Origin of the sequence: Micromonospora sp. NPDC005203 (genome assembly GCF_042872705.1) — a bacterium.
In the GTDB taxonomy this organism is placed as follows: Bacteria; Actinomycetota; Actinomycetes; order Mycobacteriales; family Micromonosporaceae; genus Micromonospora.
The window spans coordinates 365,964-390,975 of sequence record NZ_JBIAKV010000002.1; the positions used below are offsets into that span (position 1 = coordinate 365,964).

General features: G+C 72.3%; 25 protein-coding genes. 17 read left to right on the plus strand and 8 right to left on the minus strand.

From position 1 onward, the window contains the following. The first annotated feature begins 44 nt into the window (after positions 1–44). Positions 45–851 carry a sugar phosphate isomerase/epimerase family protein gene (locus ACFYPM_RS06960; protein ID WP_387192047.1) on the plus strand — a complete coding sequence of 269 codons (807 nt, stop codon included), beginning with the start codon at positions 45–47 and terminating at the stop codon, positions 849–851. Positions 852–879: 28 nt separating this feature from the next. Here ACFYPM_RS06960 and ACFYPM_RS06965 read toward each other — a convergent pair whose 3' ends face one another. The 3 genes from ACFYPM_RS06965 to ACFYPM_RS06975 are packed head-to-tail and all read right to left on the minus strand — an operon-like array spanning position 880 to position 2,927. Continuing rightward, positions 880–1,467: a CGNR zinc finger domain-containing protein gene (locus ACFYPM_RS06965; RefSeq protein ID WP_387192049.1), complete on the minus strand. Its 588-nt coding sequence runs from the start codon at positions 1,465–1,467 to the stop codon at positions 880–882. 19 nt (positions 1,468–1,486) lie between these two features. Then, positions 1,487–2,653 (minus strand): glutathionylspermidine synthase family protein, encoded by a 1,167-nt coding sequence (locus ACFYPM_RS06970; RefSeq protein ID WP_387192051.1) that lies wholly within the window; start codon positions 2,651–2,653, stop codon positions 1,487–1,489. Position 2,654: 1 nt separating this feature from the next. Continuing rightward, positions 2,655–2,927 carry a hypothetical protein gene (locus ACFYPM_RS06975; RefSeq protein WP_357253853.1) on the minus strand — a complete coding sequence of 91 codons (273 nt, stop codon included), beginning with the start codon at positions 2,925–2,927 and terminating at the stop codon, positions 2,655–2,657. A 107-nt stretch (positions 2,928–3,034) separates the two neighbouring features. On the opposite strand from ACFYPM_RS06975, the gene ACFYPM_RS06980 reads away from it, so the two are divergent. From ACFYPM_RS06980 to ACFYPM_RS07020, 9 genes are all read left to right on the plus strand, one after another. Next, positions 3,035–3,955 (plus strand): proline dehydrogenase family protein, encoded by a 921-nt coding sequence (locus ACFYPM_RS06980; RefSeq protein WP_387192053.1) that lies wholly within the window; start codon positions 3,035–3,037, stop codon positions 3,953–3,955. An 82-nt stretch (positions 3,956–4,037) separates the two neighbouring features. After that, complete coding sequence (locus ACFYPM_RS06985; RefSeq protein WP_387192055.1) at positions 4,038–5,327, plus strand: hypothetical protein; 1,290 nt, start codon at positions 4,038–4,040, stop codon at positions 5,325–5,327. A gap of 42 nt (positions 5,328–5,369) precedes the next feature. After that, positions 5,370–6,761 carry an efflux RND transporter periplasmic adaptor subunit gene (locus ACFYPM_RS06990; RefSeq protein WP_387192057.1) on the plus strand — a complete coding sequence of 464 codons (1,392 nt, stop codon included), beginning with the start codon at positions 5,370–5,372 and terminating at the stop codon, positions 6,759–6,761. Beyond that, positions 6,758–7,654, plus strand: coding sequence for an ABC transporter ATP-binding protein (locus tag ACFYPM_RS06995; RefSeq protein WP_387192059.1), 897 nt, complete (start codon positions 6,758–6,760; stop codon positions 7,652–7,654). The genes ACFYPM_RS06990 and ACFYPM_RS06995 overlap by 4 nt, the downstream gene beginning before the upstream one ends. Then, positions 7,651–8,835: an ABC transporter permease gene (locus tag ACFYPM_RS07000; protein WP_387192061.1), complete on the plus strand. Its 1,185-nt coding sequence runs from the start codon at positions 7,651–7,653 to the stop codon at positions 8,833–8,835. Before ACFYPM_RS06995 ends, ACFYPM_RS07000 begins: the two co-directional genes overlap by 4 nt. Before the next feature lie 213 nt (positions 8,836–9,048). After that, positions 9,049–9,258: a helix-turn-helix domain-containing protein gene (locus tag ACFYPM_RS07005; RefSeq protein WP_110563213.1), complete on the plus strand. Its 210-nt coding sequence runs from the start codon at positions 9,049–9,051 to the stop codon at positions 9,256–9,258. Positions 9,259–9,472: 214 nt separating this feature from the next. Continuing rightward, a complete protein-coding gene (locus ACFYPM_RS07010) occupies positions 9,473–9,574 on the plus strand; it encodes a 30S ribosomal protein bS22 (protein WP_007465623.1) in 102 nt (33 codons plus the stop codon). 122 nt (positions 9,575–9,696) lie between these two features. Continuing rightward, positions 9,697–10,773, plus strand: a complete 1,077-nt coding sequence (locus ACFYPM_RS07015) for an NAD-dependent epimerase/dehydratase family protein (RefSeq protein ID WP_387192064.1) — start codon at positions 9,697–9,699, stop codon at positions 10,771–10,773. 114 nt (positions 10,774–10,887) lie between these two features. Beyond that, the gene (locus ACFYPM_RS07020) at positions 10,888–11,967 is read left to right on the plus strand and encodes a lysophospholipid acyltransferase family protein (protein ID WP_387192066.1); all 1,080 of its coding nucleotides are present in this window, start codon (positions 10,888–10,890) and stop codon (positions 11,965–11,967) included. 18 nt (positions 11,968–11,985) lie between these two features. Here the strand turns inward: ACFYPM_RS07020 and ACFYPM_RS07025 are convergent, their stop codons facing one another. The 3 genes from ACFYPM_RS07025 to ACFYPM_RS07035 form a co-directional block, all read right to left on the minus strand. Next, positions 11,986–12,903 carry an HAD family hydrolase gene (locus ACFYPM_RS07025; protein ID WP_387193373.1) on the minus strand — a complete coding sequence of 306 codons (918 nt, stop codon included), beginning with the start codon at positions 12,901–12,903 and terminating at the stop codon, positions 11,986–11,988. Between the two features lie 85 nt (positions 12,904–12,988). After that, on the minus strand, positions 12,989–13,876 hold the full coding sequence (locus ACFYPM_RS07030) for a DUF5667 domain-containing protein (protein WP_387192068.1): 888 nt from the start codon (positions 13,874–13,876) through the stop codon (positions 12,989–12,991). Positions 13,877–14,155: 279 nt separating this feature from the next. Beyond that, complete coding sequence (locus ACFYPM_RS07035) at positions 14,156–15,112, minus strand: ECF subfamily RNA polymerase sigma factor, BldN family (RefSeq protein WP_387192070.1); 957 nt, start codon at positions 15,110–15,112, stop codon at positions 14,156–14,158. Between the two features lie 734 nt (positions 15,113–15,846). On the opposite strand from ACFYPM_RS07035, the gene ACFYPM_RS07040 reads away from it, so the two are divergent. Continuing rightward, positions 15,847–16,101 carry a glutaredoxin family protein gene (locus tag ACFYPM_RS07040; RefSeq protein WP_357253871.1) on the plus strand — a complete coding sequence of 85 codons (255 nt, stop codon included), beginning with the start codon at positions 15,847–15,849 and terminating at the stop codon, positions 16,099–16,101. A 20-nt stretch (positions 16,102–16,121) separates the two neighbouring features. Then, on the plus strand, positions 16,122–16,784 hold the full coding sequence (locus tag ACFYPM_RS07045; protein ID WP_387192072.1) for an HAD family hydrolase: 663 nt from the start codon (positions 16,122–16,124) through the stop codon (positions 16,782–16,784). On the opposite strand, the gene ACFYPM_RS07050 is transcribed toward ACFYPM_RS07045, so the two are convergent. Beyond that, positions 16,765–17,418, minus strand: coding sequence for a response regulator transcription factor (locus ACFYPM_RS07050; protein WP_357370405.1), 654 nt, complete (start codon positions 17,416–17,418; stop codon positions 16,765–16,767). The genes ACFYPM_RS07045 and ACFYPM_RS07050 overlap by 20 nt on opposite strands. A 171-nt stretch (positions 17,419–17,589) precedes the next feature. Continuing rightward, a complete protein-coding gene (locus ACFYPM_RS07055) occupies positions 17,590–18,894 on the minus strand; it encodes a sensor histidine kinase (RefSeq protein ID WP_387192074.1) in 1,305 nt (434 codons plus the stop codon). Between the two features lie 368 nt (positions 18,895–19,262). Between ACFYPM_RS07055 and ACFYPM_RS07060 the strand changes: the two genes are divergently transcribed. Genes ACFYPM_RS07060 through hemB form a run of 5 tightly spaced genes read left to right on the plus strand, consistent with a single transcriptional unit; the run spans position 19,263 to position 24,972 of the window. Beyond that, positions 19,263–20,033, plus strand: a complete 771-nt coding sequence (locus ACFYPM_RS07060) for a redox-sensing transcriptional repressor Rex (RefSeq protein WP_387192076.1) — start codon at positions 19,263–19,265, stop codon at positions 20,031–20,033. Further along, a complete protein-coding gene (locus ACFYPM_RS07065) occupies positions 20,030–21,427 on the plus strand; it encodes a glutamyl-tRNA reductase (protein ID WP_387192078.1) in 1,398 nt (465 codons plus the stop codon). The genes ACFYPM_RS07060 and ACFYPM_RS07065 overlap by 4 nt, the downstream gene beginning before the upstream one ends. After that, a complete protein-coding gene (gene hemC, locus ACFYPM_RS07070; RefSeq protein ID WP_387192080.1) occupies positions 21,424–22,392 on the plus strand; it encodes a hydroxymethylbilane synthase in 969 nt (322 codons plus the stop codon). The genes ACFYPM_RS07065 and hemC overlap by 4 nt, the downstream gene beginning before the upstream one ends. After that, positions 22,389–23,969, plus strand: a complete 1,581-nt coding sequence (locus ACFYPM_RS07075) for a uroporphyrinogen-III synthase (protein ID WP_387192082.1) — start codon at positions 22,389–22,391, stop codon at positions 23,967–23,969. The genes hemC and ACFYPM_RS07075 overlap by 4 nt, the downstream gene beginning before the upstream one ends. Positions 23,970–23,988: 19 nt before the next feature. Further along, positions 23,989–24,972 carry a porphobilinogen synthase gene (gene hemB / locus ACFYPM_RS07080; protein ID WP_387192084.1) on the plus strand — a complete coding sequence of 328 codons (984 nt, stop codon included), beginning with the start codon at positions 23,989–23,991 and terminating at the stop codon, positions 24,970–24,972. The last annotated feature ends 40 nt before the right edge of the window (positions 24,973–25,012 follow it).

Here is a 25,012-nt window from a genome sequence, read left to right on the forward strand (position 1 = left end):
GCTCGTCGCAATGACGACAGCGCCGCCCGGCTACGCTGGCTGATGTGACTTCCCGCGTTCCCGTGCTCCTGTCCAGCTCCTCGGTCTTCCCCGAACCGACCGCCGCGGCGTTTCAACTGGCCGCGGCCCTCGGCTACGACGGGGTGGAGGTGATGGTCTGGACCGACGTGGTCAGCCAGGACACGGGCGCGCTGCGCGGCCTCTCCACGCACTACGGGATGCCGGTGCTCTCGGTGCACGCGCCCTGCCTGCTGGTCACCCAGCGGGTGTGGAGCCCGGACCCGTGGGAGCGGCTGCGCAGGGCCGCCGAGCTGGCCGAGACGCTGGGGGCGCCGACGGTGGTGGTGCACCCACCGTTCACCTGGCAGCGTGACTACGCGCGCAACTTCACCGAAGGGCTGGCAGGCGTCGCGGACCGGTTCAACGGGCTGCGGTTCGCGGTGGAGAACATGTACCCGGTACGGATGGCGGGTCGGCAGTTCGTCCCGTACGTGCCGGGGTGGGATCCCACCGACACCGGTTACCCGTCGTACACCCTTGACCTGTCGCACTGCGCGGCGTCGCACAGCGACCCCCTGGAGATGGCCGACCGGATGGGCGCCGGGCTGGCACACGTGCACCTGGGTGACGGCACCGGCGAGGGCCGCGACGAGCACCTGGTGCCGGGGCGCGGCACCCAGCCCTGCGGTGAGCTGCTCTCCTCGCTGGCCGGTCGGGGTTTCACCGGGGCGGTGGCGGTGGAGGTCGCCACCCGGGGCGCGAAGAGCCGCGCGGTACGCGAGGCGGACCTGCGCGCCGCGTTGGAGTTCGCCCGTCAGCACCTGACCGCGTCGTCCCCGGTCGACGCCTGATGACGTCCGCCCACGACGGGCGGCGGAGTCAGCTGACCGCTGAGAGCGAGTCCGCGGCGCTCGTCGGCTGCGGGGCGACAGTCATCTGCTCACCGACCGCCGCCCGCTTGCGGGCCCGGTGCGCCGCCACGTGCGAACGGGTGGCGCAGCGCTCCGAGCAGAACCGCCGGCAGCAGTTGGACGACGTGTCCAGGTAGACGTTGCCGCACCGCTCGTCGGCGCAGACCCCGAACCGGGCACTGCCGTACTCGCAGAGCCAGACCGACAGCCCCCAGACCGCGCCGGCCAGGTATTCGGCACTGACCGAGGCGCCCCGGCTGGTCACGTGCACGTGCCAGTCGCTGGAGTCGTGCCCGGAGATGCGCGGCTGCACCGGGAACGCCTCGAGCAGCGCGTTCAGCTCGGTGACCGCCTGGCCGTCCCGCCCCGAGGTGCCGTACTCGAAGACGTCGCGCAACCGTTTCTGTGCCCGCCGGAAGATCGCGACGTCCCGGTCCGCGACCTCGTCGCGCATCCAGGCGTTGTCGTCGGGGAAGAGGGCCCGCAGGTCGTCGAGGTCGTCCAGGCGGGCGTTGACCAGGTCAACGCCGGTCCGGGCGTACGCGTCGAAGTTCACGCCCCCAACGGTAGACGACTCATGCGGTACGCGGCGCGTCGATGTAGTGCGGCAGGAACCGCGCGTAGCCGTCGGTGATCAGACTGGCGCTCTCCCGCACTCCCACGCCGGCCGACTCACCGTCGACGATCCAGCTGCCCAGCACCATCCGGTTGCCGTCGAACTGCGGCAACGCCCGGAACTCCTGGTAGCACCAGCCCTCGTCGCCGTAGATCCCCGGATTGGTGATCTCCTCGTCGGCGGTGACGATGCGGACCGAGCCGCCCTCCCGACCGAGCAGCGGCTTGGCGACGTACTCCGTCATGCCGCGCGGCGAGTCGAGATACGCCGGGAGCAGGTAGTCGTGGTCGGGGTACAGCTCCCACAGGACGGCGAGCAGCGCCTTGTTCGACAGCAGCAGCTTCCACGCCGGCTCGATCCAGGTGGTCGGGGTGCCCGGGGCCAGCGCCGCCGGCCCGTACGGCTCGGCCAGCATCCACTCCCACGGGTAGAGCTTGAAGCAGGTGGTCACCGGGCGGTCGTCGGCGTCGACGAAACGCCGGCCGTCCCAGCCGATCTTCTGGATGGGCTGTAACTCGACGTCCAGGCCGGCCTGACGGGCGGTCTCGGCGAGGTAGCCGGCGGTCATGTGGTCCTCGCCGGACTCCTCCTCGTTCGACCACAGCACGTGGACCCGGCGCTCGTGCAGCCCGGCCCCGATCTTGGCCCAGGCGCCGACCAGCCGCTCGTGCAGGCTGTTCCACTGGTCCAGCTCCGGTCGGGTCTGCTCCAGCCAGTACCACTGGATGATGCTGGCCTCGACGAGCGCGGTGGGGGTGTCCGCGTTGTACTCCAGCATCTTCGGCGGCCAGGTGCCGTCGTACGCCAGGTCGAAGCGCCCGTAGAGGGTGGGTGGGGCCTCCCGCAGTGACCGGGCCACGGCTTCGGCCGCCCACTCCGGGATGCCGAACTCGGCGTACCGGCGGGTGGCCACCACGTGCTCGGCAGCGGCCACCGACATCCGGTGCAGCTCCTCGGTGGCCTCCTCCAGCCGCAGCACCTCGTCGAGGTCGAAGGCGTACGCGCCGGTTTCGTCCCAGTACGACATCATGTCGCCATCGGGCAGCTCGGTGTCGACGTAGACCAGTCCCTGCGCCCGGATCGTGGTGTCCCAGTCGGGGCGGGGCGTGACCCTCTCGCGGCGCACCTCAGCCGCCGCAGGAGGCGAGGTGGGTGCCGAACCCGCCTCGGTCGGGCACGGCGGCTGTGGTCGGCTCCGGGGCGGCGCGGCCGGTGGCCGGGTCGGGGACCCGCATCGCCAACGCGACAGTGTCGCCGCCGCCGACCGGCCCGAGGGCGCAGTCGTCGTCATCGTCGTCGTCAGAGGTCATGTTGCAGCCGGAGAGGGCGAGCGCGAGAGCGGTGAGCGCGCCGAGCTGCACGGAGGCCGACCGTAGCCGGCGGCGGGGGCGTTGGTCCACGGCATCGTTGTAGCCGATCGACGCCACCGCCGCCGCCCCGCCCCCCGCGCGAGGCGGCTCTCCCCGCCCCCCGGCGGGGCTCCTGGCAGGGGCGATACGCTCGGTTCATGCTCCGTTCCGTCATCCTCGCCGCCTCCCGGTCAACCCAGGTCGAGCGGCTCGTCGCGACCGCCCCGTACACCCGGGACGTCGTTCGCCGGTTCGTCGCCGGCGCCACCACCGACGACGCGTTGCGCGCGACCCGCGGGCTCGTCGACGACGGTCTCGCGGTCACCCTCGACCACCTCGGTGAGGACACCGTCACCCCCGAGCAGGCCATCGCCACCCGCGACGAATACCTGAAGTTGCTCAAGATGCTCGGTGGCGCCGGGCTCACCCCACCCGCCGAGGTGAGCGTGAAGCTCTCCGCTCTCGGCCAGATGTTCGACGAGCAGTTGGCGTACGACAACGCGCGGGCGATCTGCGCGGCGGCGGACGCGGCGGGCACCACCGTCACCCTGGACATGGAGGACCACACCACCACCGACTCGACGTTGGAGGTGCTGAGCCGGCTGCGCAAGGACTTCCCGTCGACGGGTGCCGTGCTCCAGGCCTACCTGCGCCGGACCGAGTCGGACTGCCGGGAGCTGTCCTCGGCCGGTTCGCGGGTGCGGTTGTGCAAGGGCGCGTACAAGGAGCCGGAGTCGGTGGCGTACCAGTCGGCCCGTGAGGTGGACAAGTCGTACGTGCGCTGCATGAACATCCTGATGTCCGGTGACGGGTACCCGATGCTGGCCACCCACGACCCGCGGATGATCGCCATCGGCGAGGACCGGGCCCGGTGGTTCGACCGGGGACCGGAGCGCTTCGAGTTCCAGATGCTCTACGGCATCCGCCCCGAGGAGCAGGCCCGGCTGGCCGGTGAGGGCTACACCGTGCGCACCTACGTCCCGTACGGCGACGAGTGGTACGGCTACCTGATGCGCCGGCTCGCCGAGCGCCCGGCCAACCTGGTCTTCTTCGGCCGCGCCCTGATCTCCAAGAAGTAGTTCCTCCGCCCCGGCCGACGGGCCGGACCGATCGGCCGGGGCGGCTTCGCCCCGGCCGGCGAATGGTCGTACCCTTCGGCGGGTGACTGACGGGGTGCAGCAGCCAGCACCACGGCGGCTCTGGCCGCTGTGGACGGTGCTCGTGGTGGTCGTCCTGCTGCTGGGCTGCGGCCTGCCGGCCCTGCTCGTCGCGGGCGTGATCCGGGAGAGTGGCGCCCGGTCCACGATCAGCCGGGCTGGTGCGTCGACGGCCGACGACCCCGCCACCGCGGCGGCCCGGGAGTTGACCGACCGGATCACCGCCCAGCTCGACCGGCAGTCCACGGCGCTGCTCGGCGGCGACCGCGCCGGGTTCCTCGCGATCGCCGAACCCGCCGCGCACACCGACCTGCGCCGACGCTTCGCGGCACTACGCGAGCTGAAGGTGACCGTCTGGCGGGCCGAACCGAGCGGCCTGCCCGCGCCGATCGTCGGCAAGCCGGGGGAGTGGCGGCTCCTCGTACGTTTCCAGTACTGCTTCGTCGCCCCGAACTGCCGGCCCAGCCCGGTGCTGATCGGCACCCGTTGGCGGGAGTCCGGCGACCAGCCCCGGTTGGTCACCATGGAGGAATCCAAGTCGGTGGAGACCGGCACCCGACCGTGGGAGATCAGCGACCTGGCCGTGGCGATCGGCGCGCGGACCATCGTCGCCACCACCCCGGCGCTGCGCGGCAGGTTGCCCGGCCTGCTCGCCCAGGCCGAGGCGGCCGCCAAGGTCGCCGACGGGTACGCGGTCGCCGGCTCGCCGCCGGACCGCTACCGGATCTTCTACGCCGGCCGCGCCGAGTGGAAGCGCTGGTACGGCGGCGACCGACCAGGGTGGACCGGCGGTTACGCGGTCACCGTGGGCGGCGGCCACCACGAGGTGGTGCTCAACGCCGACGGGCTCTCCAGCAGCGGCACCGACGACCTGCTCCGGCACGAGTTGACCCACGCGGCCTCGCTTCCGGAACGCGGCTACCCGGGCAAGACCACCTGGTGGCTGGTGGAGGGGCTGGCCGAGTTCGCGGGCGCCGGAGGGCAGGCGGTCGACAGGTACGAAGGGCTCGCCGAGGTGCGCAAACTGGTCCGGGCCGGCTGGGACGGCAAGTTGGCGGGCGTCAACCCGGCCGACGACGCCTCCGCCGAGCAGGTCGCCGGCAGCTACGGCGTCGGCTACCTGGCCGTCCGGCACCTCGTCGACAGGTACGGGCCGCAGCGGTTGCTCACCTTCTTCAAGGCGGTGGTGCACGAGCGCGAGACCCTCGAGGTGGCTGCCGAGGAGGCGTTCGGCGAGCAGTGGTCGACGCTGCACGACGAGTGCGTCGCGTACATCCGCGCCGCCACCGCCTGACGTGCTCGCGGGTGGCGGGACGGCGCGCCGTACCATCGATGCGTGCGCCGCCCTCAGTCAGTTCGGCCGGGCAGCACCGTCCGGCCCCGCCTGCTCGTCGCCCTGACCGCCGCCGTCGTCCTCACCGCCACCACCGCCGCCTCGTGCGGCGATGACGGCCCCGACCTCGCGCTGGCGTCGGCGGCCCGCAACCCGGTCAGCGAGCTGATCGACGCCCCGGCGACCGTCACCGCCCGCGCCGCCGCGACCCTCACCGCCCCCGCCGACGGCTCTCTGGCAAGCCTGCGGGTCCAGCCCGGACAGCGGGTCAAGGCCGGCCAGGTCCTCGCCGTGGTCGACTCGCCCTCGTCCCGGCAGCGGCTGCACCAGGCGAAGGAGGCGTTGGACGCGGCCAAGCGCGCCGGTCGGGGTGTCTCCACGGGCAACCTGGCAAGCAGTCGACGTGGCACCGACAAGGCGGCCGACGAGGCTTTCGACGCCGCCCGCAAGGCCGCCGAGAAAATCGCCGACCCGCAGTTGCGGGACGCCCTGCTGACCCAGGTGACGTCCGCGCAGCGGCAGTACGCGGCCGCCGCGCGCAGCGCCGACCAGGCCGTCCGCGCGGTGCAGCGGGGGATCAACGGGCTGAGCTCGGCCGTCGGCGCGCTCTCCGCGGCCCAACGGCTCCAGGCCCAGCAGGCGTACGACCTGGCGAAGGCGACTGTCGACGCGCTGACCCTGCGCGCCCCGATCGCCGGCATCGTGCAGCCGGGCGGCACCCGGGCCGGCGGTGGCTCGACCGGTGGCCTCGCCGGGCTGTTGGAGCAGGCCGGTGGCGCCCGGGCCGCCGGTCTCGACCCGTCCGCGCTGACGTCCGGCCAGGGCGGGCCGCCTCCCGGGGTGGACGACGCGGTCGCGGTCGGCGGCCAGGTCACCGCCGGCACACCGGTGCTGACCGTGGTGGACACCGGGCAGTTGGGGTTGCTGGCCGAGGTGGACGAGACCGACGTGCTGCTGGTCAAGGCCGGGGTGACCGCCACCGTCGAGTTGGACGCCGTCAGCGGCGCCAGCTACGACGCGACGGTGCGCTCGGTGGACGTGCTGCCCACCAACTCCGCCCAGGGCGGGGTGACCTACCGGGTGCGCCTCGCGCTGGGTGCCGGAAAGCTGGCCGAGGACGTGCCGGCTCCGACGCCCCGCCCGGGCATGAACGCGATAGTCCACTTGCGCGTGCGTGAGGCCGCCGACGCGGTGACCGTGCCCGCTTCGGCGGTGTTCTCCGCCGACGGCCGGGACGCGGTCTGGGTGGTCCGCGACGGCAGGGCCGGGCGGGCGGCGGTCACCGTGGGCGTGCAGGGGTCGGATCTGGTGCAGATCCTCAACGGCGTGCAGCCCGGCGACCGGATCGTGGTGCGCGGCACCGATCAGGTGCGCGACGGCCAGGAGGTGCGGTGACCGACGCCCCGCCGGCGATCGAGGCGGTGGAGGTGTCCCGGACGTACCAACTGGAGGGTGTGTCCGTCGAGGCCCTGCGCGGGGTGTCGCTGGTCGTCGAGGCGGGGGACTACGTGGCCCTGGTCGGTCCGTCCGGCTCGGGTAAGTCCACCCTCATGCACCTCCTCGGAGGGTTGGACCGGCCGACCGGTGGCCGTCTGGTGATCGGTGGTCGGGACGTCAACGCGCTCACGCCGCCGGAGATGGCCGCCCTGCGCAACGAGACGATCGGCTTCGTCTTCCAGGCGTTCCACCTGTTGCCGCGTACCTCGGCGGTGGAGAACGTGGCCCTCCCGCTCGTCTACCGGGGCGTGCCGGCGCGGCAGCGTCGGGAGCGGGCGGCGGCGATGCTTGGCCGGGTTGGCCTCGGGCACCGCCTGGACCACCGGCCCAACCAGATGTCCGGTGGCGAGCAGCAACGGGTGGCGATCGCCCGCGCGCTTGTCACCGAGCCGACGGTGCTGCTGGCCGACGAACCGACAGGCAACCTGGACAGCGTCACCGGTGCGGCGGTGCTGGAGCTGTTGGAACAGTTGAACGTGGAGTCCGGGGTGGCGCTGGTGATGGTCACCCACGACCAGGAGGTGGCGGCCCGGGCCCAGCGGCGGATCACGATGCGCGACGGAGTGGTCGTGGCGGACACCGACCACCCTCATGATCGACCGCCGTCCGTCGATCCCGGTCGACCTGCGACACTGGTCTCCGCTCCCAGCGCGGAGCCCCGGTCCGCGTCCGGAAGCGGTCCGGGGCACCCGTCCGGTGGCTCCGGTGGCGCCGCCGGAGCCACCGGGCGCCTTCCGCAGGAGGTGGACCCGGGCCGGCCCGAGGTCGAGCGGCCGGGGGGCGCGCCGTGAGGGTCGCCGAGGCGTGGCGGGTGGCGCTGGACGCCCTGCGGGCCAACCGGCTGCGCAGCGCGCTGACCATGCTCGGGGTGATCATCGGAGTCGCCTCGGTGGTCCTGCTGGTGGCCATCGGCACCGGCACCAAACAGAAGGTCGAACAGCAGGTCGAGGGCCTCGGTTCCAACCTGCTGCTGGTCGTGCCCGGCCGGATCGAGGTGGGCAACGCGCCGGTGGTCTCGCCGCTGACCCTGAAGGACGTCGACGCCGTCACCCGGGTGGTCGGCGACCCCGATCGGGTGGCGGTCACCGTCGCCTCGGGGGCGACCGCGCGAGCCGGCGCCCGTTCCGACTTCACCACCGTGCAGGGGGTGCTGGAGACCACCCCGACGGTGTTCACGCGGTCGCTGGCCCGGGGTCGCTACCTCACCGGCACCGACGTGGACACCAGCCGCCGGGTGGCGGTGCTCGGCGACTCGGTGGCCCGCACGCTCTTCCCCGACCGGGACCCGCTCGGCCAGCAGGTGACGCTGGCCGGGGTGCGGTTCCGGGTGATCGGCGTCTTCGCGCCCCTCGGGCAGAGCCTCGGCGTCGACCGGGACGACGAGGTGCACGTGCCGGTGACCGCCGCGCAGCGGCTCTGGGGCACCCAGCGGGTGGACGGCATCGCCGTGAAGGCTCCGGACCGGGAACGGATCGACGAGCTGGGCGAACGGATCGTCGCGGAGCTGAACCGCCGGCACCCGGAGACCGAGTTCAGCGCGGTCACCCAGCAGCAGATCCTCGGTGTGCTCGGCGACATCCTCGGCGTTCTCACCGGCGTACTGGCGGCCATCGCCGGCATCTCCCTGCTCGTCGGCGGTGTCGGAGTCTCCAACATCATGCTGGTGAGTGTTCGGGAGCGGACCCGGGAGATCGGGCTGCGCAAGGCCGTCGGGGCCCGCCCCCGCGACATCGGGGTGCAGTTCCTGCTGGAGGCGGTGCTGCTCACCACGATCGGTGGGGTGACCGGAATGGCGTTGGGCGTGGGCACCGCCCTGCTGATCAACGGGCTGTCACCGATCCCGGCCGCTATCACCTGGTGGTCGTTGGCGCTCGCCTTCGGCGTGTCCGCGGTGGTGGGCATCGTCTTCGGGGTCGTCCCCGCGCAGCGCGCCGGCCGACTCGACCCGGTGGTCGCGCTACGCGCCGAGTGAAAAGCGTCGGAGCAAGCCGGGACACCGGGCGCGGGCGGGGAGATTCCGGGAGTGTGGATCGGGTGAACGGCGAGAAGAAACATGATCAGTTGTACGAAGGGATCGCGCCGGTCACAGCCGCCCCGCTACCGTACTGGTAACACGCGCGTCGCCGCCCGGCCCGGAGCATCCGTCGGGTTGGCACGCGCCGGGCATGGGATGGGTTGGTGAGCCATGGCCGGGTCACAGTCCGACGGGCGACTGTCGGAGGTCAGGTTCCTGACCGTCGCGGAGGTGGCGACGGTCATGCGGGTCTCGAAGATGACTGTCTATCGCCTGGTGCACAGCGGTGAGCTCACCGCCGTCCGGGTCGGCCGGTCGTTCCGGGTTCCCGAGCACGCGGTACACGAATATCTCCGGGGCGCTTTCCAAGAGACCGCCTGAGTCGTCGTTCGGCTTCCCGGGTGCCGTCCAACCGGCATCGACGGGGGCGCGTTGGTCCGGCCGAGGCCCTCCGGCTACCCTGGAGCCCGGCCGAGACCCCACCGGTGCGCCCCGCCGCCCAGACTGGTCCGGTCCGTTGTCCGCAAGCGGTCGCCGTCGCCACCTGCGTGGTGTCATCCGGTCCGCCCCGCACGTTGTATCGAAAGGCTGTCGTATGGGCTCGGTGGTCAAGAAGCGCCGTAAGCGCATGGCTAAGAAGAAGCACCGCAAGCTGCTGCGTAAGACCCGCGTCCAGCGTCGCCGTCTCGGCAAGTGATCGCCGCCGGGCGCTGAGCCCGGCATTCGGCGGCACTTGCCAAACTGTCGACCCCCGGAGGCTCAGGTGATCAGGCCGTGGTCGTCCCGGCTCGGTTCTTCCTGCCGGGGTAGGTGCGTCAGATGACCCTCGGTGGCACCCCAGGTGCCCCGGGGGTCGTCCTCGTCACCGGAGTTGGTCGCTACCTGGGTGCCCACGTGGCGGCCCGACTGGCCGCCGACCCGCGGATCGAGCGGGTCATCGGCGTCGACGCACCAGACTCCGGCACCGAGTTCACCGATCTGCTGGACCGGGTCGAACGGATCCGCGTCGACAACGATTCGCTCGGTGGCCTGCTCGCCGACCTGGACGTCGACGCCGTCGTGCACCTCGCCCTGGTCAGCTCCCCCGACAAGCAGCACGGTGGCCGGTCCGCGATGAAGGACCAGAACGTCATCGGCAGCATGCACCTGCTGGCCGCCTGCCAACGGGCCCCCCGGCTGCGCAAGCTCGTGGTCCGGTCGTCGACTGCCGCTTACGGAGTGTCGTTCCGGGATCCGGCGGTCTTCACCGAGGAGACCGAGCCCCGCGAGGTGCCGCGTGGCGGTTTCGGCCGCGACATTCTCGACCTTGAGGGGTACGTCCGGGGATTCCGGCGACGCCGGTCCGACGTCACCGCGACCGTGCTGCGCTTCGCCCCGTTCATCGGCTCGACCGCCGACACCACGTTGACCCGCTACTTCGCGCAGCCGTTCGTGCCCACCGTCTTCGGCCGGGACCCCCGTCTGCAGTTCCTGCACTTCGACGACGCGTTGGAGGTGCTTCACCTCTCGATCGTGGAGGACCATCCGGGCACCTACAACGTCGCCGGTCCGGGGGTGCTGTCGCTGTCGCAGGCGATCCGGCGGGCCGGTCGGGTCGCCGTACCGGTGCTGGAGCCGAGTCTCTCCGGTGCCGCCGCGCTGGCCCGCACCATGGGGTTCGGCCGCTACGGCCTGGACCAGGTCGACCTCTTCGTGCACGGCCGGGTGGTCGACACCAGCCAGCTTGAGCAGGAGTACGGCTTCACACCCCGATCGACCGCCGAGGCGTTCGACGACTTCATTCGCGCCCACCACGGTGGGGTGGTGGTCACCCGGGGGCAGTTGGCGGCCGCCGAGCAACTCGTCCTGGACGGCATCCGGCAGGTCCGCTCCGCAGTTCGGGACCGGTCGTCATGAGCGCGAGGAGTGAGCCGGTTTTGCGAGCCCCGCAGTCGCGAACCGAGGTGGTGTCGTGAGCGCGAGGAGTGAGCCGGTTTTGCGAGCCCCGCAGTCGCGAACCGAGGTGGCGTCATGACCGGGCCTGGGGAGGGGCGCGATCCTCGGGGGGTCGGGCGTTTCGACGTACCGCAGCCGTTGGCGGCGGACGTGGAGCCGGCGCGGCGGAACGGACATCGACCGGCCGCTCAGGCCGCGCCGAGCCCGACGCCGACCGACGAGATCGACACCGCGGCCACCGACGAGCCCGCCGGGGACCTGGTGGACGTTCCGACGTCAGGTGGCACCGAACCGGCGGTGCCGGACCGGCCGGGGGACCACTGGGACCGCAGGGTCGCGAACGGCCTGGCCTTCCTGCGCCGGCGTCTCTCCGGCGACTACGAGGTCGACGAGTTCGGTTTCGACGCGGAGTTGACCGACGCGGTCTTCCACCCCCTGCTGCGGCTGCTCTATCGGGACTGGTTCCGCACCGAGGTCAGCGGCGTCGAGCACGTGCCCGTCGACGGACCAGCCCTGGTGGTCGGCAACCACTCGGGGACGGTGGCGCTGGACGCGTTGATCCTCTCGGCGGCGCTGCACGACAAGCATCCCGCCCACCGCTACCTTCGGCTGCTCGGCGCCGATCTGGTCTTCCGGATGCCGGTGGTCTCCGAGTTGGCCCGCAAGACCGGTGGCACGGTGGCCTGCAACCCGGACGCCGAGCGGCTGCTCAGCGGCGGCGACCTGGTCGGGGTGTTCCCCGAGGGCTTCAAGGGCATCGGCAAGCTGTACGCCGACCGGTACAAGCTGCAACGGTTCGGGCGGGGCGGTTTCGTCTCGGCGGCGCTGCGCACCGGCACCCCGATCGTGCCGGTCGCCATCGTCGGCGGCGAGGAGATCTACCCGATGCTCGCCGACATCAAGCCCCTGGCGCGGCTGCTCAAGCTGCCCTACTTCCCGGTCACGCCGACCTTCCCGTGGCTCGGGCCGCTGGGCATGGTGCCGCTGCCCAGCAAGTGGCTCATCGAGTTCTGTCCGCCGATCCCCACCGCGCACCTGACCGACTCGGCGGACGACCCGCTGGTGGTCTTCAACCTCGCCGACCAGGTGCGGGAGACCATTCAGCAGACCCTGCACACACTGCTGGAGCGTCGACCCGACCCGTTCGGTCCCTGACGCGTCCTAGCTTGATCTTTAAGCTGTGCGGCGGCGGCGCTGCAACGCCAGCCCGGCGGTGACCGCGCCGACGACCAGCCCGGCGGCCGCGGTGGACGGTACGGCGATCTTGACCGCTCGCCGACCGGTGCGGAAGTCCCGTACCTCCCAGCCGTGCTGGCGGGCCTGCCGCAGCAGGGCGCCGTCCGGGTTGACCGCCACCGCCCGGCCCACGGCGGAGAGCAGCGGCAGGTCGTTTGCCGAGTCGCTGTACGCCGCGCAGCGGGCCAGATCCAGCCCTTCCACCGCGGCGAGCAGGGTGACCGCCTCGGCCTTCGCCGGCCCGTGCATCAGGTCACCCACCAACCGCCCGGTGTACGCCCCGTCCACCACCTCGGCGACCGTGCCGATGGCGCCGGTCAGGCCGAGTCGGGCGGCGATCACGCGGCCGATCTCCACCGGGGCGGCGCTGACCAGCCAGACCCGTTGGCCGGCCGCCAGGTGCCGCTGTGCGAGTTGGTGGGTGCCGGCCCAGATCCGGGGCGCCATCATCTCGTCGAAGATCTCCTCCGCGAGGTGCTCCACGTCGTCGACGCGCCAGCCCTCGACGAAGGCCAGCGCGGCCTCCTTGGCCAGCGACATGTCACCGGCGTGCTCCCGGGCCAACAACCGGAAGCGGAGTTGCTGCCAGGCGAAGCGGGCCAGGTCGGCGGAGGTGAAGTAGTTGCGGGAGGCGAGTCCACGGGCGAACCAGTAGATCGACGCGCCCTGCATCATCGTGTTGTCCACGTCGAAGAAGGCCGCAGCGCTCGGGTCCGGTGCGGAGGCGACGACCGGGGTCAGGTCGGTCTCGGCCCAGCCCGCGGTGTGCCCCTCGGCGTCGGTACCGACCGTCACCTTACGGCTGCGCGCCACGCGACTCCCTTCCTCACCGATACGACGAATACCCCCAGCCAGGGTAGCCGCCGTGCGCGGTCGACCGGCCGGGCACAGAACGAACTGTGGCGCGGCCGGTCGGACGTGCGGTATAGGGGGTGGAAGGTCAGCGAGCCCCGGGGCAGGTGCTCGGGTCGGGGCCGAGGGTGTCGCTGGCGGTCGGGGCCGGCAGGCCGCAGGCGATCGCCGCGCGCAGCGTGTCCGAGCGCTCCCGGATGCTGTCCAGTAGGCGCAGGGACCGCTGGGTCCGTTCCCGGTCGACGCGGGTGCTCCCGTCGAGCAGACCGCTCACCGCCCGGCGTTGCCCGGTGACGAACGTGTTGAGCGTGTCCAGGCTGGCCGGCTCCGCCCGCTGTGCCGCGGCGGTGGTCAGCAGGCGAACACCCTGCCGGGTGTCGGCGTCCATGTCGTCGAGGACGGCGCTGTAGCCGATCCGGTCGCCGCGCAACTCGGCGGCCTCGCCGAGTCTGGTCCGGGCGAAGTCCAGGAAGAGTTGACCGCGGCTGATGTCGGAGCTGGCCAGGGCGAGCTGAGCCCGTTCGGTCGAGCGCTTCATGCCGTACAGCGCGTCACCGGGCACGGCGTTCTCGCTGGCGGCGGAGATGCCGGAGACGGCGATGGCGCCGGCGGCGACGCCGACCAGGATCGCGCCTCGGGCTCGGGCCCGCCGGGCGGTGACCGCCGGCAGTAGCCGCCCGCGGGTGGTCGTGGCCGGACGTGCGGCGGCCGGTTCGCTGGCCGCCGGTGTGGTGCCCAGCCCTTCCCGTTCGGCGGTGGCGAGCAGCATCGCCCGCAGGCCGGTCCGGAAGTCCTGGTCCACCTCGACAGTCGGGGGGTCGGTGCTGATCCGTTGGCCCACCGCGACGAGGGGCGCGAGTTGACCGTCCACCCGGGCTCGTACGTGGTGTCGCCGAGCGCCGTTGGCCTCGTCGAGAAGCTGCGCGAAGCGCTCGGCGCGCCGGCGGGAGATGAGGATGTCGTCCACCGCAGGCACCTCCTCTCGCTGGTCACGGCCGGTCGGCCGCCGTCCTTGCCGGAGACCGGGCGGCAGTGTGACACCACGGAGGTGAGGCGCCGCCGGCATGCCGGTCGCACCTCGGTGACCCGGCCTGCCGGGACAACCACCGGTCGCACCCGGAGAAACGCGGCGGACCGTTCACGGGTTACGGGCCGGGCGGGGCGGAAATTACAGAAAGTGATCGTCGTCACCGGGCGGGACCGACCCTGAGCTGCACGGACGTCGATCGACGCCCATCGGTCCCGCCACCACAAACTACGGCTGAAAGCCGTCCGGGAGCAGTCGGGCCAGGGCGCGTACGGCCCGGTACTGGAGGGCCTTGATGGCGCCCTCGTTCTTGCCCATCGCACGGGCCGTCTCGGCGACCGAGAAGCCCTGGAGGAAGCGGAGCACGATGCACTCCTGCTGCTCCGGGTTGAGCTGCTTCACGGCGGTGAGCAGCGCGACGTTCGTGATGTGCTCCACCACCGCCGCCTCCGGGCTGCCCTCCGGGCCCCGGTCCTCCCGGTCGGCGTCGAGCACGTCACCGGTGGTGACCTCCAGCCGGTACCGGCCCGACTTGAAGTGGTCCGCGACCAGGTTGCGGGCGATCGTCACCAGCCAGGCGCCGAGGTCGCGGCCCTGCCAGGTGAAGCTGCCGATCCGCTTGAGCGCACGCAGGAAGGTGTCCGAGGTGAGATCCTCGGCGAGTTGGCGGTTGCCGACCCGGAAGTAGATGAACCGGAAGACGGTGTCCACGTACCGGTCGTAGATCAGGCCGAACGCCTCGGACTCGCCGGCCTGGGCGCGCTCGATCAGCGTCCAGACCTCGGTGGCCGGGTCGGACGGGTCGGGGCGGCTCGGAAAGCCGGTCGGGGTCGTGGCGGTGACGGCCGGCACCGCCGGGATCACCGCCGTCTCGCCCGCCGCCGGATCGGTGGTCACGGTCGGTGTCTCGCTGACCCGTCGACCCTGCGCCGGCATCGTCGGTCGAGGCGGAACGGCGACCCGGCCGCCGGTCGGCCGCGCGTTCCCGCCGGGCACCACGGGCCGCGGCGGCGGCTCGTTGTGGTGTGGCCGGCTGCGGGTGCGGGGGGCTGTGCCGTCGCCGAGCACGGCGGCGCCGTGTGGTTCGTCGAGTGGGGCACGGGCCGTCGGTCTCTCGTTGACGTGCGAGCGTGCCGGCTGGCCGGTCAGGCCGACTGGACGTTCCGCGTAACCGAAGGTGGTCACCGGGTTACCCCCGTCCCGTCGGTCGCCGGATGGGCCGGTCTGTGCGTCGTCGGGGCGGACCGACCGGGGAGTCGGCCGGGCAGGACGGTCACGGGGGTTGCCGATGGGCGGCAAATCCCCTGGAGGTGCTGGTCCAATGCGCTAACAGGCACGGGGGCCTCCTCGGGCTGAGGGGTGTCGACTCACGGCAAATGGGGTGAGCCGACCCGAGTGATAATAGGGCCAACGTCACCCGCGCGTGGCAAGTCCGTTACACAAGGCGGAAGTATTTCCCGCTCCCTCGGCGCGGTGCCGGACCGGTTGTCCGTCGTGTGCGATTGACTTTCCTTCGACCCGGTGTTCCCCGGTGGATGCCCTGGTGGGGTGGGTCGCCCTTTCGGTTGGAGCGGTCGCTGCGGGTGGTGGCGCGGGCGTGGCCGAAACGGCTGCGGACGACGCCGACCATCCCATCGGCGGGACTTGATCGGATCACCGATGGCACACCTGACAGTCCCGTGTACGGGACGGTCGCCCCCGCGCCGCTCGGGCACCTGTTCGCACCGTCGGTCGTGGCCGGGTCGTCGGCCGCTGTGCCAAACTTGATCACCGCGCCGGTCGAGTCGGCGGTACCGGGTGTGCCGCACCCACGGACCAGCGAGACTGTGCGGGCGTACGTGGTGGCGGCGTCGGCGCGACCGGTGACGATGCCGACCGAACTGCCGGCGAGCGCCGAAAACCCCATACGGAGGTAACCGATGTCCAGTGACGCCCGGCTCGCCCTGATCACCCGACCCGGTTGTCATCTGTGCGACGACGCCAAGGCGGCACTCGACCGGGTGGTGGCGGTGACCGGCGACAAGTGGGTCGAGTGGGACGTCACCGACGACGAGGGGCTGGAGCGGGAGTACGGAGACCGACTGCCGGTGGTGCTGCTCGACGGCAAGGAGCACGGCTACTGGCGGGTCGAGGAGGACCGGCTGCTGCGGGACCTGACCACACCTCAGCTCTGAGCGGTATTTATGGTGCTCCGATGACCTCCGCACCCCCGCACCTTGTCTGGGACTGGAACGGCACCCTGCTCAACGACCTCAGCCTGGTGGTGTCCGCCACCAACGTCGTGTTCACGAGCCTTGGTGGGCCGACCGTCACCCTGGACGAGCACCGGGTGCGGTTCCGGCGGCCGATCGCCGAGTACTACGCCGAGGTGCTCGGGCAGGCCGTCGACGACGACGAGTTCGGCCGGCTGGACCGGATCTTCCACGAGGCGTACCGCACCGGCCTGACCACCTGTGAGCTGGCCGCCGACGCGCGCGACGCGATGGCCTCCTGGCCGGGCAGCCAGAGTCTGCTCTCCATGTGGTTCCACGAGGAGTTGGTGCCGACCGTGCACACGTACGGGTTGGCCGGCCACTTCACCCGGGTCGACGGGCTGCGGGCCACGGTCGGCGGCGGCCGTAAGGCCGAGTCGCTCCGGTCGCACCTGGCGGAGCTGGGCGTGGACGGCGCCTCGGTGGTGCTGATCGGGGACTCCATCGACGACGCGGACGCCGCCCTCGCGGTGGGCGGCCGAGCGGTGCTCTACACCGGCGGGTTCACCGACCCGGCCCGGCTGCGCGCCTCCGGTCACCCGGTGGCCGACACCCTCCTCGACGCGGTCAACCTGGCGCGGGAGGTCAGTTCCGCAGGTAGGTGAGGACGGCCAGCACCCGCCGATGCTGCTCGGTGTCCGGCGGAAGGGTGAGCTTGGTGAAGATGTTGCGCACGTGCTTCTCCACCGCGCCGTCGCTGACCACCAGGGCACGGGCGATGGCCGTGTTCGAACGTCCCTCGGCCATCAGGGCGAGCACCTCACGTTCGCGGGGGGTCAGCTCGCGCAGCGGGTCGTCGCGGCGGCGTCGGGCGAAGAGTTGGCCGACCACCTCCGGGTCGAGCACCGTGCCGCCGGCCGCCACCCGGCGCAGCGCGTCCAGGAACTCGTCGATCGCGGCGACGCGATCCTTGAGCAGGTAGCCGATGCCGCCGCCGGCACCGCCGGTGGTGGCCAGCAGATCATCGGCGTACGAGACCTCGACGTACTGGGAGAGCACCAGGATCGGGGTACGCGGCACCAGCCGGCGTGCCTCCACCGCGGCCCGGAGTCCCTCGTCGGTGTGCGACGGCGGCATCCGGACATCGACGATCGACACGTCCGGCTGGTGCTCCACCACCGCCTCGACGAGCGCGTCGCCGTCCCCGACGGCGGCCACCACCTGGTGGCCACTCTCGGTCAGCAGCCGGACCAGTCCCTCGCGGAGCAGGACGCCGTCGTCGGCGATCACGATGCGCATGGCTGTGTTGTCTACCACGTCCGGCCGGTCGTGCGGGGGCGGCGCGGGACTGCTCACAGCATCTCCGTCGTTCGCGACTGCGGGGCTCGCAAACCCGGCTCACTCCGCGCGCTCACAGCATCTCCGTCGTTCGCGACTGCGGGGCTCGCAAACCCGGCTCACTCCGCGCGCTCACAGCGGCAGTTCGGCGCGGATCTCGGTGGGGCCGCCGATCGGGCTCACCACCGCCAGTTCACCGCCGGCGGCCCGGACCCGGTCGGCGATGCCGGCCAGCCCGTGCCCCTTGGCCAGGTGGGCGCCGCCCTGACCGTCGTCGCCCACCCGCACCTGGAGGTGGGCGTCCTGCCGGGCGACGGCCACCACGGCCTCGGTGGCCCGCGCGTGCTTGGCGACGTTCGTCAAGGCTTCGGACACCACGAAGTAGGCGGTGTTCTCCACCGCCGGGTCGAGCCGCCCGCCGGGAGTGCCGAGTTGCGGATCCACCTGGAGCTCGATCGGGATCAGCCCGCGCCCGGCGATCGCGGCCAGGGCGCTGGGCAGGCCCCGGTCGACGAGGATCGGCGGGGCGATGCCCCGGGACAGTGCCCGCAGCTCGGCGAGCGTGTCCCGGGTCTGGGTGACCGCCTCGTCGATGGTCCGGCCGGCGGCCTCCGGGTCGGAGGCGAGCTGCATCCGGGCGCGGCTGAGGTCCATGGCCAATCGGACCAGGCGCTGCTGGGGGCCGTCGTGGATGTCGCGTTCCAGCCGGCGCAGCGCGGACGCCTCGGCGGACACGGCGGCCCGTTTCTGCTCCTCCAGCACGGTGATCCGGTCGCGCATCTCGGCCACCCCGGTCAGCATGGCCTTGGCGAAACTAGCCTGTAGCAGGGCGCATCCTCGGACCACGATCGGCAGGGTGATCAGGAAGAACACCCCGATCGCGGTGTTCAGGCCGATGCGGGCGGTGGTCGAGTCGCCGAGGCCGAGCAGTTGGGCGAGATCCTGGTCACCCTCACCGCTGGCGCGGGGCAGGGCCCAGTCGTAGACCCAGTACAGCGAGCCGGCGATCGCTCCGGCCCACCAGATGACGGCGACCATGAAGGTGCCGGCCGCCGCGATGAGCCGCAGGATGCCATGCGCCAGGTCGAGCCAGGACTGGGCGTCCCGCATCGGCACGAAGATCCGCCGCCAGGCGTTCGCGCCCGGCTCGGGCAGCCGGTAGTGCGGCCGGATCCGGGGCTGCCGGAGCACCGCGGGCAGCCGTAGCCGTTCGATGTCGGCCAGCCCGCGGGCGGCGTACAGGGTGCCGCTGAGGATCGGCAGACCGATCACCGTGACTACCAGGCCGATGCCGACCGCGGTGCCGACGATGAGGACGACGAAACTGGCCACCGCCAGAGGCAGACCGAGCAGCACGTAGCCGGAGTCGACGAAGAGTTGGCGGGGAATGCTCGGTGCCAGCGTCGGCGGGTCGCTGGTGGCGGCAACGGCGGTCATGGGAGAAGGCTAGGCATTCCGACCTCCGGTCCCCATCCCGAAGCCCTGCCTCTCCCCCGTAGTGCTGCCCCTACCAGCTGCGGAACGGCCCGGTGAGGCTCAGCGCGGGATTGGTCAGAGAAGTCGGTATTGAGCAATAATTCCCCGGGCGGCGCGGACGAAAGTCGCTAAATCGATCTTGCGGAATGGAGCTGTTGGTGGAGTCGCGGCACGCAGCGACAAGATCGCGATTTGTGCACGTCTTCACAAGCGCCTACTCTGTGACTCCGACGCGCCCTGCTAGCACAGCCGGCAACCTCGGTCGCCAGCGGGAGTCCATAAGCGGCCGACCAGCGGAGTTGGCCGAGGATCGCACCGCACGGAGTCTCATGAGTCAGCACCGTCACCCAGGCGCGCCCGGCCGCGCCGGTGCCGTACCAGCGCTCCCGGATCTGCCCGAGGCCACCGTCGCTCGGCTCCCGGAATATCTGCGCGCGCTGCACAACCTCGCCGACACCGGGCACGAGACGGTCTCCAGCGAGGAGCTGTCCGCAGCCGCCGGCGTCAACTCCGCCAAGCTTCGCAAGGACCTCTCGCACCTCGGTTCGTACGGCACCCGGGGCGTCGGCTACGACGTCACGCTGCTGATCGAGCAGATCGAGAATGTGCTCGGCCTCACCCAACGCCGGGCGGTCGCCCTGGTTGGCGTGGGTAATCTCGGTCACGCTCTGGCCGGTTACGACGGCTTCGCCGGCCGGGGCTTCCGGATCGCCGCACTTCTCGACGCCGATCCCTCCCGGGTCGGCGAGGAGATCAATGGCCTGGTGGTCCGACATGTCGACGATCTGGCGACGGTCGCCGCGGAGGAATCCCTCGCGATCGGCGTGATCGCCACCCCGGCCGCAGCCGCCCAGCAGGTCGCCGACCAGCTGGTCGCCGTCGGCGTGACGAGCATCCTCAACTTCGCGCCGTGCGTACTCTCGGTTCCGGAGGGGGTCGACGTGCGCAAGGTCGATCTCGCCATCGAGCTGCAGATTCTGTCCTTCCACGAGCACCGCAAGGCGTCGCTGACCGCGCTGCCCGCCACCGGCGGGTCCGCTCTCACGGCCCTGCCCGGCGGGTTCGCGGCCACCGACAACCAGGAGGCGATCGGCACGTGAAGCTGCTCGTCGTCGGCGCGTCCTATCGGACCGCCCCGGTCGCCACGCTGGAACAACTGGCCGTGCCTCCCGCCGACCTCACCCGCACCCTGGACCGCCTGGTCGCCCAGCCCTACGTGGCCGAGGCGGTGATCGTCTCCACCTGCAACCGGGTGGAGGTCTACGCCGCCGTGTCCGGTTTCCACGGTGGGCTCGGCGACGTGTGCGCCGTCCTGGCAGAGCAGGCCGGCACCTCGCCGGCGGCGCTCGCCAGCCACCTGTACGTGCACTACGACACCGCTGCCGTGGAGCACGTCTTCCGGGTCGCCAGTGGTCTGGACTCGATGGTGGTCGGCGAGGCGCAGATCCTCGGCCAGTTGCGTGACGCGTACCACTGGGCCACCGGCGCCGACTCGGCCGGCCGCCTGCTGCACGAGCTGATGCAGCAGGCCCTGCGGGTCGGCAAGCGCGCCCACGCCGAGACCGGCATCGACCGTGCCGGCCAGAGCGTCGTCACCGCCGCGCTCGAGCTGGCCGCCGGGCACCTCGACGGCGACCTCGCCGGCCACCCGGCCCTGGTGGTCGGTGCCGGCGCGATGGGCTCACTCGGGGTGGCCACGCTGTCCCGGCGGGGCGCCGGCCCGCTCACCGTCAGCAACCGGGGCGCCGACCGGGCCGTCCGGCTCGCCGAGTCGTACGGGGCGAGTGCCGCGCCGATGACCGAGCTGGCCGACACCCTCTCCACAGTGGACATCGTAGTGGCCGCCACCGCGTCCACCGAACCGGTCCTCACCCGGGCGGTGGTCAGCGCGGCGCTCGCCGAACGGGACCCGGTCCGGGGTCCGCTGGTCCTGCTCGACCTTGCCGTCCCGCGTGACGTCGAGGACGGTGTCGCCGAGCTGTCCGGCGTCGAGGTGATCGACATCGACCGGATGGCGGCGCTGCTCGCCGACGGTCCGGCCGCCGCGGACGCCGCCGCCGTCGAACGGATCGTGCGGGGCGAGGTGGAGAGCTTCCTCACCTGGCTGCGCGGTGCCGACGTGGCGCCCACCGTGGCCGCGCTGCGCGGCCGGGCCGACGACGTGGTCACCGCCGAGCTGCGCCGACTCGCCCAACGTCGCCCCGACCTCGGCGACGACCTGCGCGCCGAGGTCGCCCGCACCGTGCACCGGGTCGTGCAGCGGCTGCTGCACCAGCCCACCGTCAAGGTCCGCCAGTTGGCCGCGGAGCCCGGCGGCGACCAGTACGCGGCCCTGCTGCGCGAGCTGTTCGACCTCGAGGTGCCGCAGACCTCTCCGGTGGACACCGTCCCGGACGTGCTGACCCCCGACCTCGGTATGGCGCTGCCCGGTGTCGACCCGGTGTCCGGGGCCGACGCCACCGAGCCCACCCCACCCACCGGAGGTGCGCGATGACCGCCCCCCTACGCCTCGGCACGCGCGGCAGCGCCCTGGCGATGGCCCAGTCCGGCCAGGTCGCCAAGGCGGTGACCGCCGCCACCGGCCGCCCGGTCGAGCTGGTTGAGGTGGTCACCGCGGGTGATCGCTCCAACGCGCCGGTGCACCGGCTCGGCGTCGGGGTGTTCGTCTCCGCGCTGCGCGACGCGCTGACCGCCGGGACGATCGACTTCGCGGTGCACTCCTACAAGGACCTGCCCACGGCTGTCGCCCCCGGGCTGCACATCGCCGCGGTGCCGGCCCGACTGGACCCGCGCGACGCGCTGATCGCCCAGGGCGGCCGGACGCTCGCCGAACTACCGCCCGGGGCCACCGTGGGCACCGGCGCGCTGCGCCGGATCGCCCAACTGAACGCGCTCGGCCTCCAACTGGAGGTCACCCCGATCCGCGGCAACATCGACACCCGCCTGGCGCGGGTGGTCGGCCCCGAGGCCGACCTCGACGCCGTCGTCCTGGCCCGGGCCGGGTTGGCCCGGATCGGTCGGGCCGACGAGATCACCGAGACGTTGGATCCGATGCTGATGCTGCCCGCCCCCGCCCAGGGAGCGCTGGCCGTGGAGTGCCGGGTCGACGACCAGAACCTGGTCGAGTTGCTCGCGGTGCTCGACCACGCACCGTCGCGAGCCGCGGTCACCGCGGAACGCGCGTTTCTGGCAACCCTGGAGGCTGGGTGCAGCGCACCCGTCGCCGCCTACGCGGAACTCGCCGAGGGCGATACCGGCGATGAGATCTACCTGCGCGGGGCGGTGATCAGCCCGGACGGCACTCGTGACCTCCGGCTGTCCCGCACCGGAACGCCCGCCGACGCGACGGAGATCGGTAAGGCACTCGCCGCCGAACTCCTCGACCTCGGCGCCGACTCGATCCTCGGCCACGATGGACACACCGGCCCGGGGACCCAGCAATTTGGGAGCACAGAATGACCCGCACCCGTAAGCCCGTCGGCCGTATCGCGTTCGTCGGGGCTGGCCCCGGTGACCCAGGGCTGCTGACCCGTCGGGCCCACGACGCCCTGGTCGACGCTGACCAGGTGATCTACGACCGGGGAGTCCCGGAGTCGTTGCTCGCCGTCGTTCGCGCCGAGGCCTCCGACGATGCCGAGTTCACCCCCGCCGAAGGCGCGCCGGGGGACGTGGCGAAGGTGCTGATCTCCGCGGCCCGATCCGGGTTGAACGCGGTGCACCTGGTCGCCGGCGACCCGTTCGGCCACGACTCGGTGGTGAAGGAGGTGCAGGCGGTGGCCCGCACCGCCGCCCACTTCGAGGTGGTGCCCGGTGTCGGCCAGGCCGAGGGTGTGGCCACCTACGCGGGAGTTCCGCTGCCCGGTGTGCGTACCGCCGCCGACGTCGAGGACGTCACCGCACTGGACTTCGAGGCGCTGGCCGCGGCCGTCGGCCGGGGTTCGCTCGCGCTGGCCGTGGACGCCGGTGACCTCGCCGCCGTCCGGGACGGGCTGCTCTCCGCCGGGGTCGACGGCACCACCGGCGTCGGGGTGACCGGCGACGGCACCGGCGAGACCCAGTACACGACCACGTCGACCGTGGACAGCTTCGTGGCTGCCGCGCTCGGCTTCACCGGCCGGGTGGTGCTCACCGTCGGTGTCGGGGTGGGTCAGCGTGACAAGCTGAGCTGGTGGGAGAACCGCCCGCTGTACGGCTGGAAGGTGCTCGTACCCCGGACCAAGGAGCAGGCTGGCGCGATGAGCGCCCGGCTGCGCGCGTACGGGGCGATCCCGTGTGAGGTGCCGACCATCGCGGTCGAGCCGCCGCGTACTCCGGCGCAGATGGAGCGGGCGGTCAAGGGCCTGGTCGACGGCCGGTACGCCTGGGTGATCTTCACCTCGGTGAACGCGGTCCGCGCGGTCTGGGAGAAGTTCGCCGAGCACGGCCTGGACGCCCGGCACTTCGGCGGCGTCAAGATCGCCTGCATCGGTGAGGCCACGGCGGACGCGGTGCGCGCGTTCGGTATCCAGCCGGAGCTGATCCCCGGCGGGGATCAGTCCTCCGAGGGGCTGCTCGCCGAGTTCTCCCCGCACGACGAGATCCTCGACCCGGTGGGCCGGGTGCTGCTGCCGCGTGCCGACATCGCCACCGAGACGCTCGCCGCCGGGCTCACCGAGCGCGGCTGGGAGGTCGACGACGTGACCGCGTACCGGACGGTGCGGGCCGCGCCGCCGCCCGCCGAGATCCGGGACGCGATCAAGTCGGGCGGGTTCGACGCGGTCTTGTTCACGTCATCCTCCACCGTGCGGAACCTGGTCGGTATCGCCGGCAAGCCGCACGCGCGTACCGTGGTTGCGGTTATTGGGCCCAAGACGGCGGAGACCGCGACGGAGTTCGGCCTGCGGGTCGACGTTCAGCCGCCGCACGCCTCGGTGCCCGACCTGGTGGAGGCGCTTGCCGCCTACGCCGTCGAGCTGCGCGAGAAGCTGGCCGCCATGCCGGCCAAGCAGCGCCGCGGCTCGAAGGTGCAGGGCCCGACCGCTCTGCGCTTCCGGTAGTCGTTCGAGGAGGCCTGCCATGTCGTACCCCGAGATCCGGCCCCGCCGGCTGCGCCGCAACCCGGCGATCCGCCGGCTGGTGTCCGAGACCCGGGTCGACCCGGCCGAGCTGGTCGTGCCGATGTTCGTCAAGGAGGGGCTGAGCGAGCCCCGTGCCATCTCCTCGCTCCCGGGGGTGCTCCAGCACTCCCGGGACTCGCTGCGCAAGGCGGCGGCCGAGGCGGTCCAGGCCGGCGTCGGCGGGATCATGCTCTTCGGCGTGCCGGAACGGCGGGACCCGACCGGCTCCGGCGGCATCGACCCGAACGGCATCCTCAACGTCGCCATCCGCGACGTGGTGGCCGAGGTGGGCGACGCCGCGGTGGTGATGAGCGACCTGTGCCTGGACGAGTTCACCTCGCACGGGCACTGCGGGCTGCTCACCGCGGACGGTGCGGTCGACAACGACTCCACCCTGGCCGCGTACGCCGAGATGGCGGTGGCCCAGGCCGCCGCCGGGGTCGGCATGGTCGGGCCGTCCGGGATGATGGACGGCCAGGTCGGCGTGGTCCGCAAGGCGCTCGACGCCGCCGGGCACCAGGACGTGGCCGTGCTGGCGTACGCCGCGAAGTACGCCTCGGCGTTCTACGGCCCGTTCCGCGAGGCGGTGGAGTCGGCGCTGGAGGGCGACCGGCGCACCTACCAGCAGGACCCGGCCAATCTGCGGGAGTCCCTGCGCGAGGTGGCGCTCGACGTCGCCGAGGGCGCCGACCTGGTGATGATCAAGCCGGCGCTGCCCTACCTCGACGTGGTGGCGGCGGTACGGGCCGCGGTGGACGTCCCGGTCGCCGCCTACCAGGTCTCCGGCGAGTACGCGATGGTCGAGGCGGCCGCCGCGAACGGCTGGATCGACCGGGAGCGGGTGATGCTGGAGACGCTCACCTCGATCAAGCGGGCCGGTGCGCAGGTCATCCTCACCTACTGGGCTGTCGAGGCCGCCGGCCTGCTGCGCCAGCGCTACTGAGGCGGGCCGCCTACGGCGCGATCACGGGCTGCCCGCGGCG